Below are 18074 nucleotides of genomic sequence, written 5' to 3'. Positions count from 1 at the left end.
GAGGTAAAACATGAAAACCACCGACATTAAACTGAAAACCAGCTTACTTGGCTTATTTGTTGCCACAACCTTGCTCAGTGGTTGTGGTAATGATGATGACGATGTTGTTGTCGCGCCAGCGCCACCAGTTGTTGTTATGCAAACCTTTACCGTCACGGTAACAAACCTAACGGCAAATCAGCCTATGTCCCCCATGATTCTTGCCGCGCACAGCGCCGAAGCCAGCTTATGGCAAGCGGGAGAAAAGGCCAGTGTTGCTATTGAAAAAATGGCCGAAGGTGGCGACACCGCAGATATTGCAGCCCTTGCAGTTATTGAAAGCAGTGTTAACGGTACAGGGATGTTAATGCCAGGCATGAGTGAAACCCTTACCCTCACATTAGCACAAGCCGATGTTGCCAATATCAGCCTAGCCACCATGCTAGTGAATACGAACGATGCCTTTACCGGCATCAACAGTTATCACATTGCTGAAATGGAAGTTGATAGGCCACAAATGATGAAATACATGGCTTATGACGCAGGCACTGAAGCCAACAGTGAAGCCAAAGGCACTATGCCTGGCCCAGCAGACGGCGGTGAAGGCTTTCATGCCGCCCGTGATGATGTGGATTTTGTCCATATTCACCCAGGAGTTATCACTATGTATGACGGACTAGCCGACTCAGTATTAATGCCATCACACCGTTTTGACAACCCAGTTATCGCGGTAACCATTACCCGCACTGAATAAAATTTCGACACATTTGAAATTTTATCGCCTCAATACAGGTCTGTTGCAATGGAAGCAAGGACCTGTCTTGAGGGATACACATGAAAAGTTCAGCGAAACATAATGGCCACGCAAGCCCACAACATATTTTATTAGTTGAGGACGAACAAGATTTAGCCAAACTCATTTTGATCAATTTAACTGCATTAAATTATCAGGTATCTCACGCCACCACCTTAAAGCAAGCCATGCAAATAATCGAACATAAGAAACTTGATTTCATTTTAATGGACAGAATGTTACCCGACGGCGACGGCATAATGCTTTGCCAGCAACTCAGACAAGCACAAAATCAGGTACCAATTATGTTATTGACCGCCAAAGATTCTGAAGCAGACATAGTGCTAGGGCTTGAAGCGGGCGCAGATGACTACCTAGTAAAACCTTTCAGCGTGCTAGAACTGCGCGCCAGAGTAAAAGCGCATTTAAGACGGGGGCAAGTTCAGCACGAACTTCAGCAACAACTCGAGTTTAATGGTGTCAGCATTAACGCCAGCACGCGTGAAGTATTAGCGTTTAATAATGCTTTAGAGTTAACCGCACGCGAGTTCGATTTACTCCTGTTTCTTGCCCAACATCCACAACAAGTATTCAGCCGTTTACAGTTATTAGAAGCGGTGTGGGGCTATCATTACAGCGGTTACGAGCACACAGTAAATAGCCATATTAATCGCTTACGCAGCAAATTATCCCGCTGTTCAGAACACGACCTAGTCAAAACCGTCTGGGGTGTGGGCTATAAATTTTCGCCACCTGAGGCCCATACACACTAATGAATCGCCTATTTAACCGATTATTCTTAGTCGCAACCATCATATCGCTGATGTTATTTGTCGCGTTATGGCAGTGGCTGCAATTAAATCACGAGTTTAGCCGCAACCAAATTCAGCAATCACTGCACCAAGAATTGGCTGACCATATGGCACACATTAATCCGCTGTTATCCAAGGGGATCACCTCTGATGCCGCATTAAAAGAAGCTTTTCATGATTTTATGTTGCTGGGTCCAAGCTTCGAAATTTATACCTTAGACCCTGATGGTAAGGTCATCGCCTATGATGCCAAAGAAGACAAAATTAAAAATCATCGTGTCGATATTGGTATCATTGAGCAATTTTTAACAGGCCAAAGCTTGCCCATTTTAGGAACAGATCCCCGTTCAAACAACACCCAAAAAATATTTTCTGCCAGCAAACTCATTAATGCTGATGGACTACACAGCGGCTATTTATATGTGATAATTGGCGGTGAAGATTACGATAGTTGGCAAGCATTAATTAATGCCGAAAACCAGCCGAAGATATGGGGGGCAACTATCGGTTTCTGGGGAATATTCGCCTTATTATTATTTGTGATGTTACTGCGCTATTTTACTCGCCCAATCGATAAACTCGCCCGTGACTTAAACCAGTTAACAGCCTTACCCATGAGCGAAAACCTCACCTTACCCAAACGCTATAGAGGCAGTGTAGAGATAAGCCAATTGAGTCAGCATATCAATCATTTACTGCAAGAAATTCAACAGCAGCAGCAACAGGTCAAACGTCAGCAACAGACCAAGCATGACTTTTTACTGCACTTGTCCCATGACCTAAAAACCCCGTTAACCGCATTATTAGGCTATATCGACACTTGGTTGATTTTGCCCGCTGATGAACGCGATGAAGCCTTGATTCAGTATGCGGCCAATTCAGGCCAAACCTTACAGCAATTATTAGCACAGCTACTCGAACTCGCTGCATTAGAAAATGGCCAAATTCATGCTCAACTTCAATCAGTCGAATTAACTGAGCTCCTCAGTGAAATACAACAAACCTTTACCCCAAGAGCAAAAAAACTCGGTGTAACATTAAATTTCGAGCAAGTTAACGTCAGCTCCATTTTAACCGACCCACAATTGATGCGCCGCATACTCAATAATCTTATTGATAATGCCTTACGCTACACGCCGACCGGTGGCGAAATCACCATTTTTACCCAACAGGACTGCAATCAGGGTAAAAACCAACAATGGCTGGCGGTAAAAGATACCGGCTCAGGCATGCATCAACACGAAGTAGAAGCATTAAGACAGTTATCATTAAGCCCTGCGGCAGTCCAACAGGACAAACTGACCTTTGATAATAATCAGGCACTGCCTCAACTCGGCGTAGGGCTGGCTATTGTGCGTCAACTGTTAGGGCTATTGAAATGTAAAATTGAAGTGCAAAGCCAACCCGGTATTGGCAGTGAGTTTAAAATTGAATTAGTGACGCAATTTTAATGCAACTCAGGTGACAAAAATCAGCATCACGCTTAAATCACATCGATGACACCACTATTTCTGTCACTATCTTTGTTTTTACTGAGTTAGCAATAAAACATTGTTCATGAGCTTGATGATGCATTTTTTCAAGTTGCGCCAATGTAGGCTGCTTATCCCCAGAGCACTGCACAAACGGCCTAAGGGTAACCTGAGTCATACTCATTTTGCCCTCACTATCTTTGGCCATTATACCAACAGCATCATCAACATAGGTATCAACCACATATTGCTTTTTTGCTGCAATCGACAAAAAGAACAACATGTGACAGCTCGACAATGACGCCACAAAAGCCTCTTCAGGATCCACATTATCCGCCACGGAATAAGGCAAAGGCACAACATGTGGAGATGAAGACGCAGGTACCATTATGCCGCCATCAAAAATCCACTCATGTCCTCGACTATATTGATTATCAATATAAACCTCATCATCGGCTCTCACCCACTTCACTTTGGCAAAATATTCTGACATTTCAATTCCTTTAAAATTATCATTTGCTGACGGCCCATAAGCGACCATTCCCTTACTGTCAGCTTAAATAGTCTGTGAAATAGCTAAGAGATACCGTCAACATGAAGCGTTAAACAGTCTGCAAGCTAGCATTTAACCTCAAATATACGATAAAAAAATCACAAAAAAAGCGAGCCATTTGGCTCGCTTTAATTTGTATCATCACGTTAGCTAAGTAGCTTACTTGTGGTATTTAACTGACAGCTCAGTAACTGACTTAATAAATGCGCCTGCATGCTCAGGATTAACATGCTGGTGAATACCGTGACCTAAGTTAAATACATGGCCAGTACCTTCACCGTAAGAAGCTAAAATTTGTTCAACTTCTTGACGAATACGCTCAGGTGAAGCATAAAGAACTGATGGGTCCATATTGCCTTGTAAAGCCACTTTGTGCCCTACGCGACGACGTGCATCACCAATATCAACAGTCCAGTCTAAACCTAAGGCATCACAACCGGTTTCAGCCATGGCTTCTAACCATAAACCGCCACCTTTAGTGAATAAGGTTACTGGAACGGTACGACCTTCTGCTTCACGGGTTAAACCATCAACGATTTTCTGCATGTAACGTAATGAAAACTCACGGTAAGCGTGGTGAGATAGTGCACCGCCCCATGAATCGAAAATCATTAACGATTGCGCACCGTTAGCAACTTGTGCATTAAGATATAAAATCACTGAATCAGCTAATTTATCCAACAACATGTGTAATGTTGCAGGCTCTTCGTAAGCCATTTTCTTAATTTTTTCAAAGGTCTTACTTGAACCACCTTCAACCATATAGGTGGCGAGTGTCCAAGGTGAACCAGAAAAACCAATTAAAGGCACTTCACCTTTTAGCTCACGACGAATGGTGCTAACAGCACGCATTACATAGCCTAGCTCGTCTTCTGGATCTGGCACGCAAAGCTTTTTGATTGCATCGATTGTGTCAGTTGGACGCTGAAAACGTGGGCCTTCGCCAGTTTCAAAATACAAACCTAAGCCCATTGCATCTGGCACAGTTAAAATGTCAGAGAAAAGAATAGCGGCATCTAAATCATAGCGGCGTAAAGGCTGCAAAGTCACTTCACACGCTAGATCTTGATTCTTACATAGAGACATAAAGTCACCAGCTTCAGCGCGGGTTGCTTTATATTCTGGAAGATAACGACCTGCTTGACGCATCATCCATACTGGCGTTCTGTCTACAGGTTGTTTTAATAAAGCACGTAAATAACGATCATTCTTTAGTTCTGCCATGGGGGCTATTTTCCTAGATTGTTATGAATTTTGCAGGGCGGTAGTTTAGCACTTACGCGATTAATGTAACCACTTATGCGATATTTATGTGAGCTATTCCTAAATCTGTTGCTAAAAATATCAAAACACATCACATTTCGCTCAAAAAACCAGCAATATCGATATCAAAAACACATAACATCGATTATTAGTTGCACCACGAGTGTGCGTTTGGTATAAAAAGTATGCGCTAGCAAGAACAATCAAGAAGCTCGATTTATCGAGCCCTTAAAAGCTTATTTACCCAGTGATAGCCTACTATCGCTGGGTTTTTTATTTTAAATCCCAGCGGAATAAAATTAAGCTGGTTTGTCCTTTGATAAATAAAGCATAAAACAGTTGATCAATTGAGCACTTGTCCAATACAGTAGGTAATATTGTAAGGTAGCAAGTTAAGGGCATCAACATGCTTACACAACTCGAAAAAGCAGAACAACGTTGGGGTGGGGCCAATAAATTAATTGATCAATGGTTAACCCATCGTCGTAAATTGCTTATACAATATTTCTCCCTCGCTGGCCTTGCTCCTTCTACCCGTGCAGAAAAAAGCTTACCCAGTATTAAAGATGTGAAAGAGTTTTGCGCTCAGCTGGTTGATTATGTCTCTGAGGGGCATTTTGAAGTATACGACCGTGTCGTTAGTGAATGTGCAACTTACGGGCAAGACAGTAAAGCCACCGCACAAAACTTACTACCAAAAATCAGTGAAAGTACCGATACGGCGCTTGATTTCAATGATAAATATACTGAGTCTGAGGACGATAAAGTGCTTTATCAACTGGATAAAGATTTAGCGCAGCTTGCTCAAGCCATGGAGTCTCGTTTTGAGTACGAAGATGAATTAATAGAAATTCTTCATAGCCGTCATTCATAAAGCACCATACAAAAAATAAGCCCTAAGTGTTATGCATTTGGGGCTTATTTTTATCTGCACTAACGCTATTTTACTGACGTTTACGCCAATTTTCCGGTAATTCAACCTGCGACCATAGCTGATCACACAAGTGTTGTGGCTGTTGCCAATCACCTAATGTTAACCAATCGACTAAGGCATCTCCCACTTTTGGATAATGGATCGCTTCTGGTGACGGCGCTTTTAACCAACGGGTGAGTTTGCCACTATCTAATGTTTGCATACTGTCTGCTGCAGCAAGTAATTCCAATGCTGCCACATTTGCCGATTGCTCAAACTGCCCTAGCAAGGGTTTTACCAACAGTTTTTTACCTAATGCCATTGCTTCACTGGCCAGTTCAAATCCTGCATTGGCCATCACACCGCCGCAATGTGATAAATGTTGCTTAAAGCCATCTCGGCTAAAACCATGCCATTGAATATGTTCAGGCAAAGGCTTGATTGGTTTGACACTGTGGTAAACAAAAAATTGGTAATCATCAAACGGCGTTAAAAACGCTGCAATGTCATCGGCATTTTCGAATGGTAGATATACCAGTATTTGATGGCAAAATTGCGTTGAAGACTCATCCACTTCCACAAATGGCGGTAAAATAGGAAAACCAAAGTGATGCCAGTGACAACCTAAAGCAATATCTACCGGGGCAAAATGATTAAGGATAACCTCATCAAACCAACTGCCACCTTGCTTAGGTACTGGGTATTGCAATGCCGCTTGATGACTAATTGAAACGGACTTTACCCCTTGCTGCTTCGCCGCCCAGGCGGTGATAGGCTCAAAATCATTTAGCACCAGATCATAGCCCTGCAAATCCAATTGTTTTACCTCATTGAATATTGAGCTTCTGACACTATTTTGCGCGGTTTTAAGCATATTAATCCGGCCACTTTCAGTCACAAATGATAAACCTTTGCGCACCTGATAATCACCAAACTCTTGCATATCAAAATAATGATCTTCTGGCCTGCCACTAAATAAAAAATCAACTTCAATGTTTCTGTTTTTCATTGCTTTGGCCATGACTCGCGCGCGACTAATGTGGCCATTCCCTGTGCCTTGTACCCCATATAGGATTTTCATGTTTTTGATCCCTATTACACAATTCGTTGAGTTAACATTACCGAACCTATGCCTAGTCCCATACCTGCAACAATATCTAACGGATAATGCACACCTAATGCGATACGGGATAAGCCAACTGTTAGCGCCCATAAATAAGCCAAAGGGGCCAAAACAGGAAAGCAAATATGAATAACACTGGCCATAACAAATGCACCCGCTGTATGTCCAGAGGGTAAGCTAAATTTATCCGATGGTTCAAAATGACCATTGAAATCGACCAAGGCATAACAAGGACGCTGACGACGAATTGCATTTTTAAAAACTAGGTAAAGCGGCAATTCGATGATAAAACTGAGTAGCAGTAGATTAAAAAACTGCTGCCCTTGTGCCTGCATCAACAGCATGGTCACTGAAATGTACACATACCAATGGCCATCACCCGTTGAGGACACGTTCAAGGCTGCGGTTGAGAGTCGTTGTTTACGTGTAAAATCAATAATGCAATAAAACAGGTATTGATCGACTTTGTTAATCAAATTCATTGCCACTCCTGTCGCGCTCCATGCGCTCATTTTTTCTGTCTATTGCAGATTAGTCAGATCCAATGAATACAAAGTGACAATTATTCGAAGCTTTTATGACAAGGTAAAAAAAGGCGTAAAGAAGAGATAAAGAGAATGGGGTAAATTATTCAGTCTTAGTTGTTCAAGTGAACAATTAATGCTGAATACATTAAATAACCTCAACCCGGGTTAAGAGATAGACTGAGTATCACGGGCTGAGGTTAAATAGCACTTAAACAGAGGCGGCTTGTACTTCAGGGGCTTTAGTGCGATAAATTTTCACTAAGTGATAGATATTAATCCCCGCCACAAACGCATTCATTCCGGCAACTGGCCATGCATCAATAGCATATCCGTAGGCAGCAAACAAACCACAGCCAACAAAGTTTAACCAACGTAACATGATGATATCTTTCATCATTAACGAAATTGCGACCATAACAGAAGCAACATAGCCTAATATTTCAATCATATTCGTACTTTCCATAAGAACCTCTTTAAGGCTCTCTGCCATCCTTAAGCGTAACGAGGGATCCGTGCCCCTAAAGCAAATAAATAAAATAATCTGATGCCTAAAAACCACTGATATGTTAACAATTCGCTAGCTATGTTAGTAATTTATAAACGTATTTTAGTGATCATGATCTATAGTTGATGGATAAATAGTTAAATTTTAAAGTAAATAAACTTCAAAATCAGCAATTGTTCTCAATACAAATCATTGCGTTCTATATATAGTATTATCATTCAGATTTGATTTGCAACAAGGTCGTGACGAATAACGCTTTTAATTTAAAAAAAACCCCATATAATTCATTTAACTTTGCCTTTATTAGCAATTAAACTAGTGCAATGAACCTATTGCAGCCATTAGGAGTTATCTATGGAATACAACACCTCAGAACTGTGCGACATGTATATCGATGTGGTAGACGTGGTAGAACCCATGTTCAGTAATTATGGTGGTTGCAGCTCTTTCGGCGGCTCAATTAGCACCATTAAATGCTTTGAAGATAACGGTTTAATTGCTGAAGCGTTACAAGAAGATGGCGAAGGCAAAGTATTATTGGTTGATGGTGGTGGTTCATTACGCCGTGCATTACTGGATGCCAGTATTGCTGAAATAGCAGTTGCTAACAACTGGGAAGGAATCATCATTTACGGTACGGTCCGCGATGTTGATGCATTAGAAGAACTTGATATCGGTATTCAAGCCATTGCTTCAATTCCTGTGGGTGCAGACAGCAATGGCGTCGGCGAAGTGGAAATTCCAGTGAACTTTGGTGGTGTAACCTTCTTACCTGGCGATCATATTTATGCCGATAATACTGGCGTAATTTTATCTCCAGAGCCATTAGATATCGACTAAGTTTTAAATAAATAAAAAGCCAGCATTGCTGGCTTTTTTTGTCTCTGCTTAGTGCAATTTTGAGGTATTCCAATGCTAACCCTATTTAATAAAGCTGATATCGCATCATTAGTAAACCAACGAGACGGCGAAACAAAACTCGGTGAACAATTTCTCACATTAGAAAACACCTCAAAAAAACCAAATGATATATCTATCGGGCTCGAGCATGCCGCTGCACAAGGGGCGAAATTTGCCATTGTTGGGATAAGTGAAGACATTGGTCCTCGAGCGAATTTAGGCCGAGGGGGGTCAGATGATGCTTTTACCGCCAGCGTCAGTCAATTTGCTAATTTACAATCAAATCGTTTTTGTCAGGGGGGCCAATGCCTTGTGGTTGGCATTATTAGCCCTGACAATTTAATCGCAGATAATGCCGATACAGAAAGCTTACGCCATGCTACCGCAGAATTAGACCGTCAAGTCATGACCTACATGGGTCAAATTTTTGCTGCTGGCTTAGAGCCCATCGTCATTGGTGGCGGACATAACAATGCTTTTGGTTTACTGACTGCTGCCAAGCAAACATTCAATCAACCTTTGGCGGCAGTCAACCTTGATCCGCACAGCGACTTTAGGCCTCGTGAAGGCAGGCATAGTGGCAATGGTTTTAGTTATGCTGCGGCTAATGGCGCGCTAGATCATTATCATATTTTAGGATTACACGAACTGAAAAACAGCGAAGCTACGTTGGAACAACTCAGCTTATTTGGGGCAAGCTGGCACAGTTTTCAACAAATTTGGGTTCGTCGTGAAATCAGTTTAGATAGCGCGCTAAGCCAAATATGCAAAGAGTTAAACAATACCAATCTGCCTGTAGGGCTAGAGTTGGATGTGGATGCGATTGCAAAAATGCCAAGTAGCGCATCCACTTTTGCAGGCGTACCGCTGTTAGATGCCTGCCACTATGTGTATCGCGTCGCAAAACAATGTGATTGTGCTTACTTACATTTAGCTGAAGCTGCGCCGTCCTGTCACGAGGCTGGTATTAGTGCGGGATATCGAGATGTGGGACAGGGCATAAGCGAACTAATTTACAGTTACATACAAGGCAGAAAAGCAAAACTGAGTTAACCTAAGCCTGACTCTATCAGTCAATTTATGTGGTTGACCACCATGGCAGAGTAGATTTTCATGCCAAAATTATGCTCTAATGCGGAGCAAAATTATGCTCTACTTTGCCGAAATAGGCACCACGATTTCACTGTGGTCTTATTAAGTTAATGCTACGTATCACATATTATCGGCTTGATTGTTATCACACTCTCGCATTTAGGTGATGTTGCAAGTTACAACAATGGCATAAACTAGCAATTCATTATCGCACATTATAGGAATATACCCATGTCTGAGGGCGAATCAAAAAACACCCACTTTGGCTACAAAACCGTAGAGGCTGAAAAGAAAGCCGATCTCGTTGCGGATGTATTTCATTCTGTTGCTGCAAAATATGACATTATGAACGACGTGATGTCGTTTGGCGTTCATCGTTTCTGGAAACGTCACACGATTGAAGTTGCCGCAGCACGCCCCGGCATGAAAGTGTTAGATTTAGCCGGCGGTACTGGTGACTTAACGGCTAAGTTTTCTCACCTCGTTGGGGAAACGGGCCAAGTGATTTTAGCTGACATTAATGACTCTATGTTAAAAGTCGGTCGAACTAAACTGCGCGATAAAGGCATTGTGAGTAACGTAAGTTACGTACAAGCAAATGCCGAAGCCTTACCGTTTCCTGATAATCACTTTGATATCATTACCATCGCATTTGGTTTACGCAACGTTACCGATAAAGATGCCGCATTGCGCTCAATGCAACGCGTATTGAAACCAGGTGGTAAGTTATTAGTGCTTGAGTTTTCTAAACCTCAGCATGAAATAATGCGTAAAGTCTATGACCTTTATAGCTTTAAAGTGTTACCCAAAATGGGCGCGTTAATCACCCAAGATGCTGACAGTTATGAATACTTAGCGGAATCTATTCGTATGCACCCTGATCAAGAAACCCTGAAACAAATGATGATCGATGCAGGGCTAGAACAAGTAGATTACACCAACATGACTGACGGTGTTGTCGCCCTACACAGAGGTTATAAGTTCTAATGCGCGTGAATCACTTTGCCTTGTTAACCTGCGCAGCCATCGAAACAGCATTCGCTAAACTGCCGCCGCAAGCACAACAAAATTATGCCCGTTTAAAAAATTTACACGGCAAAGTGTTCTGTATTCAACTCACCCAACTGTCTTGGCCACTGTATTTTATTTTTGCTAAAAACATTCAGGTCATGAGTCAATTTGAGGGTGACGTTGCGGTCACCGTGCATGCCGATGCATCGACCCTCAATAAACTGCGCGAAGGCGCAAACCTGACTGAACTTATCAAACAGGATAAGCTCAGTATTGATGGTGACATTCAGCTACTCCAAACCTTTAGCCATTTTATTCAGCATATTGAGTTTGATTTTGCTGAACCTTTATCTCGCTATATTGGCGATGCTCCAACCCATAAATTACTGACCACTACCCAACAATTGGGGCAGGATATAAAATCAGTATGGTTAAAAACCCGTTCACATATTGGTCAACTCACCACAGAAGAATATCGACTAGCGCCGCATAAAATAGATTATCTGCATTTTCGTGATAACCTTGAACAACTTGTTTCGCAAACCGATAATATCGCTGCGCGAATTGCCAAATTAAGAGAAAAATTCCCCTCATGACAGTTGCTAGTATCAGGCGTGGTTACCATGTCATTAAAACCGTACTTCTCTTCGGCCTAGATGATTTATTACCACGACACAAAACGCCTTGGTACTTCAAATTATTGCGGATGTGTTTTTTCTGGTTACGCAACCACCATAAAGACAAAAAGCCCGCTGAACGCCTAAAGCTGGCCATGCAAGAGCTAGGGCCTGTTTATATTAAATTAGGCCAGATGCTGTCCACTCGACGAGATTTATTAGATGACGAGTGGGCATATCAACTGGCAATGCTGCAAGATCGCGTGCCGCCATTTGACTCAGCCTTGGCTCGAGAAGCAATTGAAACCGCCCTGGGCGAACCCATAGAAAACCTCTTTGATGATTTTGAAGATACGCCTCTTGCAAGCGCCTCAATTTCTCAGGTGCATACCGCTATTTTAAAATCAAACGGCAAAGAAGTGGTGTTAAAAGTGTTACGCCCCAATGTTGAAGCCAACATCAATGCCGATTTACAGCTTATGGTACAAACCGCCAATCTATTGGAGCGCTTACTCGGTGAAGGTAACCGCCTGCGCCCTGCCGAAGTGATTGATGATTATCGCACCACGATTTTGGGTGAGCTTAACCTTAAACTAGAAGCGTTAAACGCCACAAAACTAAGAAACAACTTTTTAGATTCAGATGCACTTTATGTTCCTTATGTATATGAAGAACATTGTTATCAACGCCTCATGGTGATGGAACGTGTATATGGTATTCCCGTCTCCGACACGGCAGCGCTTCGTGCCCAAGGCACTAACTTTAAATTACTTGCCGAACGCGGAGTTGAGCTATTTTTTACTCAGGTGTTCAGGGATAACTTTTTCCATGCTGACATGCACCCTGGCAATATTTTTATTAGCACTGAACACCCAGAAAACCCTTATTACATTGGTTTAGACTGCGGCATTATGGGCACCTTAACCGAGATAGATAAACGCTATCTTGCTGAAAACTTTTTGGCATTTTTTAATCGCGATTACCATAAAATTGCCCAGCTTTACATTGAATCGGGGTGGGTATCTGAACACACTGACGTATTGGCATTTGAACAAGCTGTAAAAGTGGTTTGTGAGCCTATGTTCAATAAACCCCTTGATGAAATCTCATTTGGCCATGTGTTATTAGAACTGTTTAGAACCGCCCGTCACTTTGACATAGTGGTGCAACCTCAACTGGTATTGCTTGAAAAAACCTTATTGTATATTGAAGGCTTAGGCAGACAGTTATACCCCCAACTTGATTTGTGGCAAACTGCTAAGCCATTTTTAGAAAACTGGATGGCAGAACAGGTTGGCCATAAGGCTATGTTTAATAAAGTTAAAACTAATGCCCCCTACTGGGCTGATATGCTACCTGAATTGCCTGAATTAATTTATGACAACCTTAAAATTGGTCGTAAATTATTAGGCACTCAACAACAAATGCTTGATAAGTACTTGCGTTACCAACAAAAATCTCACAAAAGTAACTACTTGCTTATCACTTCTGCCGTTTTGTTGATCTGTGGCACAATATTATTCAATCAAAGCGCTACACTATGGCCCGCTTACACTTGTATCTGTGCTGGCAGTATTTTATGGATAGCAGGATGGCGATCTAGGCCAAAAAATCGTAAATTTTAGCTAGCACTAATTTATTAGAAGTTCATAATACTTAAATAAATTGACCTTATTATGGTTTTTTAAGTTTTGTGCAACAAAACACCATTTATATTAAAGAGGAAATCCCATGGGCGGCATCAGTATTTGGCAGCTTTTAATCATAGCGCTTATCGTTATTCTATTATTCGGTACTAAAAAGCTCCGTTCATTAGGTGGTGATTTAGGCGGTGCGGTAAAAGGGTTTAAAAATGCCATGTCATCTGAAGATGAAAAGAAATCATTAGAAGATACCACTGTGCAAACAGCACAAACCTCACAGCAGGCGACTGAAAAGAAACCTGAGTCTAAGGACAAAGAACAGGCGTAATTTATTATGTTTGACGGTATCGGCTTTATGGAGCTGCTGCTAATAGGTATTTTAGGGCTGGTTGTTCTCGGCCCTGAACGTCTACCTGTTGCAGTACGTTCAATTACAGGATGGATCCGTGCCATAAAACGCATGGCAAATTCAGTGAAAGATGAACTTGAGCAAGAGCTTAAGATTGAACAATTGCATGCCGACTTGAAAAAAGCCGAAAGCAAAGGTTTATCAAATTTATCACCTGAATTACAGCAGTCCATCGATGAGCTAAAACAAGCAGCCCAGTCGGTTAATCGCCCTTATCAGGTTGAAGACAATAACCCGACGCAATCATCTGCACCCACTGCACCAGCAGTAGACACACCTGCCGATGAGGCCGCTAAATCTTTATCAGATACTAGCAACTCTAGTTCAACTAAATCCAACGGATAATTCATGTCGCAGCAGCAACCGCTTATTAGCCATTTGCTAGAATTACGCACCAAATTACTTAAAGCAATCGGCAGTGTTTTACTGGTTTTTATTGCCACAGTATATTGGGCTAACGATATCTATCATTACATCGCGCTACCGCTAATGCAGTCTTTGCCTGAAACGGGTAGCATGATTGCAACCGATGTTGCTGCCCCGTTTTTTGCGCCGTTTAAACTCACATTAGTGCTATCATTTTTTGTCGCAATACCTTATGTGCTGTTTCAAATTTGGTCTTTTGTGGCCCCCGGCTTATACAAGCATGAAAAACGCTTAGTTTTGCCGTTATTAGCCAGTAGTACCTTTTTGTTTTACTTAGGTATCGCGTTTGCTTATTACGTTGTGTTTCCTGTGGTATTTGGCTTTTTTACCAGCGTTGCGCCTGAAGGCGTGCAAGTCGCAACCGATATCAGCAGTTATTTAAGTTTTATTTTAAAACTGTTTTTCGCCTTTGGTTTAGCATTTGAAATCCCAGTCGCTGTAGTATTACTGTGTTGGGCAGGGGTAACTACACCAGCTGAATTGAAAGAAAAACGTCCATATATTGTTGTAGGTGCATTTGTTATTGGCATGTTGCTTACTCCTCCTGATATCATCTCCCAAACTATGCTAGCCATCCCTATGCTACTGCTGTTTGAAGGTGGTTTGTTAGCGGCTAAATTGTATACACCCAAAGATGACGAAGAAGATGTGCCGGACAACGAGCACACCCATAACTAATCCTTAATGCATCAGTGATTAGTTAATAATAACAAGGAATAAATCATGCGCTTAACTTGGATTGCTACAGCCCTTATACTGGCATCGACGACTGCTCAAGCAAATACTGGATTAGAACAACAACTTTCAATTTGTGCGGTTAAAAGCGATAAGCTTGACCGCCTAATTTGTTATGATGCTTTAGCTGAAAAAGTACAGCAAGCTAATCAAAATGGCCACGCTGTAGCCGTAACATTACCCGCGGTTGCAGTGCAATCAACGGCCGCAACTCCTACTGTCGCAACTCCAGCAGTTGCCCCAACACCCGTTGTAAACAACACAACTCCTGTAGTAAGCAATACTGCGCAAGATCCTGCTGCAGCTTTTGGTTTACAAAAAACCATCGAAGAGGAAGTCGGTAAGCTATACTTTGAAGTCGCAGAAGTGAGTAAAGATCCCTACGGCGCTTTTATCATCACGTTAAACAACGGTCAGGTATGGAAACAAACTGAAAGCGATCGCTTTAAAATCAATAAGGGCCAAACAATTTATATTGAAAAAGGCGCATTAAGTTCATTCTTACTCGGCACTGATGATCGTAATTCGACCACTCGAGTAAAGCGCTTAAAATAAGTTATCAATGACCCAGCACATTGATATTGCCGTTAATCTACTTAACCCAAGTTTGGTAGATAAATGCGGCGACATTATCGAACAAGCGGCGAAACAACATGTTTCGCCTTTGATCGTGATTGGCAGTGAACTTGACGAAAGCCGTCAAGCGCTCAATCTATGCGATCAATATCCTTCGCAGTTATTTTGTACTGTTGGGGTTCACCCTCACTACGCCAGTCAATGGACTAATGCCAGTGCGGATGAGTTAACGCAACTTGCCAAACAATCCTCCGTGGTTGCGATTGGTGAGTGTGGCTTAGATTACAATCGAGACTTTTCTCCCCGAGATCAACAACGACGCGCATTTAGTGCCCAACTGGAACTAGCCTGCGAGCTTAACATGCCAGTTTATATGCATTGTCGTGATGCTCACGATGATTTTATCGAAATCGTTAACCAGTACAGAGCTGATTTGCCCAATGCTCTTTTGCATTGTTTTACAGGAACTAAGACTGAGTTAGATGCTTGTTTAGCGGCGAATTTATATATTGGTATTACGGGTTGGATTTGTGATGAACGCCGAGGACAAGGGTTAGCTGATCTGGTTAAGTTCATTCCGAATAACCGCATTATGGCCGAAACCGATGCGCCTTACCTATTACCTAGAAGTATGCGACCTAAGCCCAAATCCAGTAAAAACTTACCTCAATATCTCCCCTTTATTGTCGAGGAAATGGCAAAACTTCGAAGCCAAGATTATGCAGAGCTGGCTCAACACTGTTATCACAATAGCCGCGCATTTTTTAATTTATCCTCGACCATTTCAGGCAAGCAATAATGCACTTAATTGGCCCTGCGATTTATAAACCAGAATGGTTGTTTGGATTAATATTCGTCATATTAAACTTGGTATTGATTTGCCCAGCAAATGCAGCAAATAATCAAAACCAACCTGCTGTGCGCTTAAGTAATAGTTCAATTACGCAAATTAAATTGACCGATTGGCTGTTTATTCAAACTCAAAATGACATAAAAGATTTACATACGTTAGAGCTGCAGCCGGCATCGACATGGCGAAAGATCACCCGAGATGACACCCAAATAATCGGTGTCAAAGATATGTGGCTGCGTTTCAGTATATATTCACCAGATGATTATCAAACTCGCATACTGGCTTTAGATAATCCTTTATTGGATAGCATTGTTTTATACCATAAAGTGAATGACACTTTAATCACCAGCACTCAAATGGGTGACTCCTTAGCTTTTAAACATCGGCCGCTGCAAAGCAACACGTTTTTGTTTCCTTTTGCGCTTAAACCCGGCGAAACGCATCAATTTCTTCTCAAAATTAATACTAATGGCAGCTTAAATTTACCGCTGGTGCTGTGGTCACCGAATGACTTAACTCAGGTAATCGAAACCAAGAACCTCAATCATGGATTACAAATAGGTTTTCTGCTCGCAATTGGTGTGTTCAGTCTGTTTATCGCCCTCGCATCTGGCTCATTCAGTTTTAGTTACTACAGTGGTTATGTGCTCAGTTTAGCTTTATTGATGGCGACAATTTACGGTGTATCCTTTCGATATTTATGGCCTGACTGGCCTGAGATTCAAAATGTCATTATTCCCTTCATCATTCCTATGGTGATGGGATTCAATTTAATGTTCACCGAAAAAGTATTATTGCTGAAGTACCACAACCTACAAATGCTGCGGTCATGTCGTGTACTCGCTGCCATTTCTTTTGCCTTGGCCTTTATACTGCCGTTCATTTCATACAATATCGCCATCCAAATTTTGATTTATTTCGTCAGCTTGGTGTGCACTATTTTAACCCTTTTTGCTGCTATGCAAGTGTGGGCCGGCCAGCGCAATGCACGGCTGTATGGCTTGGGTAGAGTGACCTTATTGATTAGCTGTATTGTGTCTGGCGGGATCTATATTGGCCTATTTGACATCGATATCCCATTGCAAACACCCATGATGCTGGGGGTAACACTTGAAGTGATCACCATGGCAGCAGTACTTGCCATTCGTTATAACGATGAACGCAAAGCGAAACTTAATATCCAGCAACAAGCCTTAGAACAAGCCGAACGCCTGAGGATAACTCGAGAAGAGTCTCTTAAAGCAGAAGCTGAATCGAATGAGCGTTTAGAACAAATGGTGCAAGAGCGAACCTTAGAGTTAGAGATCACTTTGCGCGAATTGAACGAAGTGAACCAAAAGCTGACTGAACAAAACACCATTGATAGTTTAACCGGAGTAAAAAATCGCAGCGTTTTTGACAGACGCCTGATAGCCGAAGGTCGTATTAGTCGACGCCAACAAACCCCGATGGCATTACTCATGCTTGATATTGATAAGTTTAAAAACATCAATGATCAATATGGTCATTTGGCTGGGGATCATACCTTACAAATTATAGCTCAATCTTTATCTGAAAATTTAAAGCGTCCAACCGATCTGGTGTCACGTTTTGGCGGTGAAGAATTTGCTATCATCTTGCCTAACACTGATGAAGATGGTGCAATACAAGTTGCCGAAATGATACGTAAAGCCATTGAAGTATTGAGTATTAAGTGGGATAGCCATGATATTCCGCTTACCGTCAGTATCGGAATTTCAGTGGCGATTGTCGACAGCGATGATCACCCAACAATTTTATTAGACCAAGCTGATAAAGCGCTATACCAAGCTAAGCGCAATGGTAGAAATAAAGTCTGCCTTTACTCGGCTGAATCAGAGACATCTTAACCCT

General features: G+C 41.9%; 20 protein-coding genes. 15 read left to right on the top strand and 5 right to left on the bottom strand.

Annotated elements, in window-relative coordinates; translation table 11 throughout:
- The first annotated feature begins 10 nt into the window (after window positions 1-10).
- The 3 genes from OHT75_RS10210 to OHT75_RS10200 all read left to right on the top strand — a co-directional run bounded on the left by OHT75_RS10210 (window position 11) and on the right by OHT75_RS10200 (window position 3035).
- Window positions 11-733, top strand: coding sequence for a spondin domain-containing protein (locus tag OHT75_RS10210; protein ID WP_264726369.1), 723 nt, complete (start codon window positions 11-13; stop codon window positions 731-733).
- Between the two features lie 80 nt (window positions 734-813).
- Window positions 814-1545 carry a response regulator transcription factor gene (locus OHT75_RS10205; protein WP_264726368.1) on the top strand — a complete coding sequence of 244 codons (732 nt, stop codon included), beginning with the start codon at window positions 814-816 and terminating at the stop codon, window positions 1543-1545.
- Window positions 1545-3035: a HAMP domain-containing sensor histidine kinase gene (locus OHT75_RS10200; RefSeq protein ID WP_264726367.1), complete on the top strand. Its 1491-nt coding sequence runs from the start codon at window positions 1545-1547 to the stop codon at window positions 3033-3035. Before OHT75_RS10205 ends, OHT75_RS10200 begins: the two co-directional genes overlap by 1 nt.
- A gap of 37 nt (window positions 3036-3072) precedes the next feature.
- On the opposite strand, the gene OHT75_RS10195 is transcribed toward OHT75_RS10200, so the two are convergent.
- Together OHT75_RS10195 and hemE are read right to left on the bottom strand one after the other, a co-directional pair.
- Entirely contained in the window at window positions 3073-3549 is a 477-nt protein-coding gene (locus OHT75_RS10195; RefSeq protein ID WP_264726366.1) for an OsmC family protein, read from the bottom strand.
- A 219-nt stretch (window positions 3550-3768) separates the two neighbouring features.
- The gene (gene hemE / locus OHT75_RS10190; RefSeq protein ID WP_264726365.1) at window positions 3769-4833 is read right to left on the bottom strand and encodes a uroporphyrinogen decarboxylase; all 1065 of its coding nucleotides are present in this window, start codon (window positions 4831-4833) and stop codon (window positions 3769-3771) included.
- Between the two features lie 445 nt (window positions 4834-5278).
- Between hemE and rsd the strand changes: the two genes are divergently transcribed.
- On the top strand, window positions 5279-5746 hold the full coding sequence (rsd, locus tag OHT75_RS10185; RefSeq protein WP_264726364.1) for a sigma D regulator: 468 nt from the start codon (window positions 5279-5281) through the stop codon (window positions 5744-5746).
- Between the two features lie 70 nt (window positions 5747-5816).
- Here rsd and OHT75_RS10180 read toward each other — a convergent pair whose 3' ends face one another.
- The 3 genes from OHT75_RS10180 to OHT75_RS10170 form a co-directional block, all read right to left on the bottom strand.
- Complete coding sequence (locus tag OHT75_RS10180; protein WP_264726363.1) at window positions 5817-6866, bottom strand: MJ1255/VC2487 family glycosyltransferase; 1050 nt, start codon at window positions 6864-6866, stop codon at window positions 5817-5819.
- A 14-nt stretch (window positions 6867-6880) separates the two neighbouring features.
- Entirely contained in the window at window positions 6881-7390 is a 510-nt protein-coding gene (locus OHT75_RS10175; protein WP_264726362.1) for a phosphatase PAP2 family protein, read from the bottom strand.
- 253 nt (window positions 7391-7643) lie between these two features.
- Window positions 7644-7898, bottom strand: coding sequence for a uroporphyrinogen decarboxylase (locus tag OHT75_RS10170; protein WP_264726361.1), 255 nt, complete (start codon window positions 7896-7898; stop codon window positions 7644-7646).
- A gap of 396 nt (window positions 7899-8294) precedes the next feature.
- On the opposite strand from OHT75_RS10170, the gene rraA reads away from it, so the two are divergent.
- The 11 genes from rraA (at window position 8295) to OHT75_RS10115 (ending at window position 18070) form a co-directional block, all read left to right on the top strand.
- Entirely contained in the window at window positions 8295-8780 is a 486-nt protein-coding gene (rraA, locus tag OHT75_RS10165) for a ribonuclease E activity regulator RraA (RefSeq protein ID WP_264726360.1), read from the top strand.
- Window positions 8781-8846: 66 nt separating this feature from the next.
- Window positions 8847-9893 (top strand): formimidoylglutamase, encoded by a 1047-nt coding sequence (locus OHT75_RS10160; protein ID WP_406682007.1) that lies wholly within the window; start codon window positions 8847-8849, stop codon window positions 9891-9893.
- A gap of 270 nt (window positions 9894-10163) precedes the next feature.
- Window positions 10164-10919: a bifunctional demethylmenaquinone methyltransferase/2-methoxy-6-polyprenyl-1,4-benzoquinol methylase UbiE gene (ubiE, locus tag OHT75_RS10155; protein WP_264726358.1), complete on the top strand. Its 756-nt coding sequence runs from the start codon at window positions 10164-10166 to the stop codon at window positions 10917-10919.
- Complete coding sequence (locus OHT75_RS10150; RefSeq protein WP_264726357.1) at window positions 10919-11539, top strand: ubiquinone biosynthesis accessory factor UbiJ; 621 nt, start codon at window positions 10919-10921, stop codon at window positions 11537-11539. Before ubiE ends, OHT75_RS10150 begins: the two co-directional genes overlap by 1 nt.
- Complete coding sequence (gene ubiB, locus OHT75_RS10145) at window positions 11536-13185, top strand: ubiquinone biosynthesis regulatory protein kinase UbiB (RefSeq protein ID WP_264726356.1); 1650 nt, start codon at window positions 11536-11538, stop codon at window positions 13183-13185. The genes OHT75_RS10150 and ubiB overlap by 4 nt, the downstream gene beginning before the upstream one ends.
- A gap of 106 nt (window positions 13186-13291) precedes the next feature.
- Window positions 13292-13531, top strand: a complete 240-nt coding sequence (gene tatA / locus OHT75_RS10140; RefSeq protein WP_264726355.1) for a Sec-independent protein translocase subunit TatA — start codon at window positions 13292-13294, stop codon at window positions 13529-13531.
- A gap of 6 nt (window positions 13532-13537) precedes the next feature.
- On the top strand, window positions 13538-13957 hold the full coding sequence (tatB, locus tag OHT75_RS10135) for a Sec-independent protein translocase protein TatB (RefSeq protein ID WP_264726354.1): 420 nt from the start codon (window positions 13538-13540) through the stop codon (window positions 13955-13957).
- A 3-nt stretch (window positions 13958-13960) separates the two neighbouring features.
- A complete protein-coding gene (gene tatC / locus OHT75_RS10130) occupies window positions 13961-14716 on the top strand; it encodes a twin-arginine translocase subunit TatC (RefSeq protein ID WP_264726353.1) in 756 nt (251 codons plus the stop codon).
- 45 nt (window positions 14717-14761) lie between these two features.
- A complete protein-coding gene (locus tag OHT75_RS10125; RefSeq protein WP_264726352.1) occupies window positions 14762-15328 on the top strand; it encodes a hypothetical protein in 567 nt (188 codons plus the stop codon).
- 7 nt (window positions 15329-15335) lie between these two features.
- Window positions 15336-16148, top strand: a complete 813-nt coding sequence (locus OHT75_RS10120) for a TatD family hydrolase (protein WP_264726351.1) — start codon at window positions 15336-15338, stop codon at window positions 16146-16148.
- Window positions 16148-18070 (top strand): sensor domain-containing diguanylate cyclase, encoded by a 1923-nt coding sequence (locus OHT75_RS10115; RefSeq protein ID WP_264726350.1) that lies wholly within the window; start codon window positions 16148-16150, stop codon window positions 18068-18070. The genes OHT75_RS10120 and OHT75_RS10115 overlap by 1 nt, the downstream gene beginning before the upstream one ends.
- The last annotated feature ends 4 nt before the right edge of the window (window positions 18071-18074 follow it).

Source organism: Shewanella subflava, from assembly GCF_025971955.1.
Lineage (GTDB): Bacteria > Pseudomonadota > Gammaproteobacteria > Enterobacterales > Shewanellaceae > Shewanella > Shewanella subflava.
This window is presented reverse-complemented; position numbering and strand designations above follow the sequence as displayed.

Coding starts and splice junctions, on each gene's coding strand:
- OHT75_RS10210 (WP_264726369.1), top strand. CDS start 11: ATGAAAACCACCGACATTAAACTGAAAACCAGCTTACTTGGCTTATTT.
- OHT75_RS10205 (WP_264726368.1), top strand. CDS start 814: ATGAAAAGTTCAGCGAAACATAATGGCCACGCAAGCCCACAACATATT.
- OHT75_RS10200 (WP_264726367.1), top strand. CDS start 1,545: ATGAATCGCCTATTTAACCGATTATTCTTAGTCGCAACCATCATATCG.
- OHT75_RS10195 (WP_264726366.1), bottom strand. CDS start 3,549: ATGTCAGAATATTTTGCCAAAGTGAAGTGGGTGAGAGCCGATGATGAG.
- hemE (WP_264726365.1), bottom strand. CDS start 4,833: ATGGCAGAACTAAAGAATGATCGTTATTTACGTGCTTTATTAAAACAA.
- rsd (WP_264726364.1), top strand. CDS start 5,279: ATGCTTACACAACTCGAAAAAGCAGAACAACGTTGGGGTGGGGCCAAT.
- OHT75_RS10180 (WP_264726363.1), bottom strand. CDS start 6,866: ATGAAAATCCTATATGGGGTACAAGGCACAGGGAATGGCCACATTAGT.
- OHT75_RS10175 (WP_264726362.1), bottom strand. CDS start 7,390: ATGAATTTGATTAACAAAGTCGATCAATACCTGTTTTATTGCATTATT.
- OHT75_RS10170 (WP_264726361.1), bottom strand. CDS start 7,898: ATGGAAAGTACGAATATGATTGAAATATTAGGCTATGTTGCTTCTGTT.
- rraA (WP_264726360.1), top strand. CDS start 8,295: ATGGAATACAACACCTCAGAACTGTGCGACATGTATATCGATGTGGTA.
- ubiE (WP_264726358.1), top strand. CDS start 10,164: ATGTCTGAGGGCGAATCAAAAAACACCCACTTTGGCTACAAAACCGTA.
- OHT75_RS10150 (WP_264726357.1), top strand. CDS start 10,919: ATGCGCGTGAATCACTTTGCCTTGTTAACCTGCGCAGCCATCGAAACA.
- ubiB (WP_264726356.1), top strand. CDS start 11,536: ATGACAGTTGCTAGTATCAGGCGTGGTTACCATGTCATTAAAACCGTA.
- tatA (WP_264726355.1), top strand. CDS start 13,292: ATGGGCGGCATCAGTATTTGGCAGCTTTTAATCATAGCGCTTATCGTT.
- tatB (WP_264726354.1), top strand. CDS start 13,538: ATGTTTGACGGTATCGGCTTTATGGAGCTGCTGCTAATAGGTATTTTA.
- tatC (WP_264726353.1), top strand. CDS start 13,961: ATGTCGCAGCAGCAACCGCTTATTAGCCATTTGCTAGAATTACGCACC.
- OHT75_RS10125 (WP_264726352.1), top strand. CDS start 14,762: ATGCGCTTAACTTGGATTGCTACAGCCCTTATACTGGCATCGACGACT.
- OHT75_RS10120 (WP_264726351.1), top strand. CDS start 15,336: ATGACCCAGCACATTGATATTGCCGTTAATCTACTTAACCCAAGTTTG.
- OHT75_RS10115 (WP_264726350.1), top strand. CDS start 16,148: ATGCACTTAATTGGCCCTGCGATTTATAAACCAGAATGGTTGTTTGGA.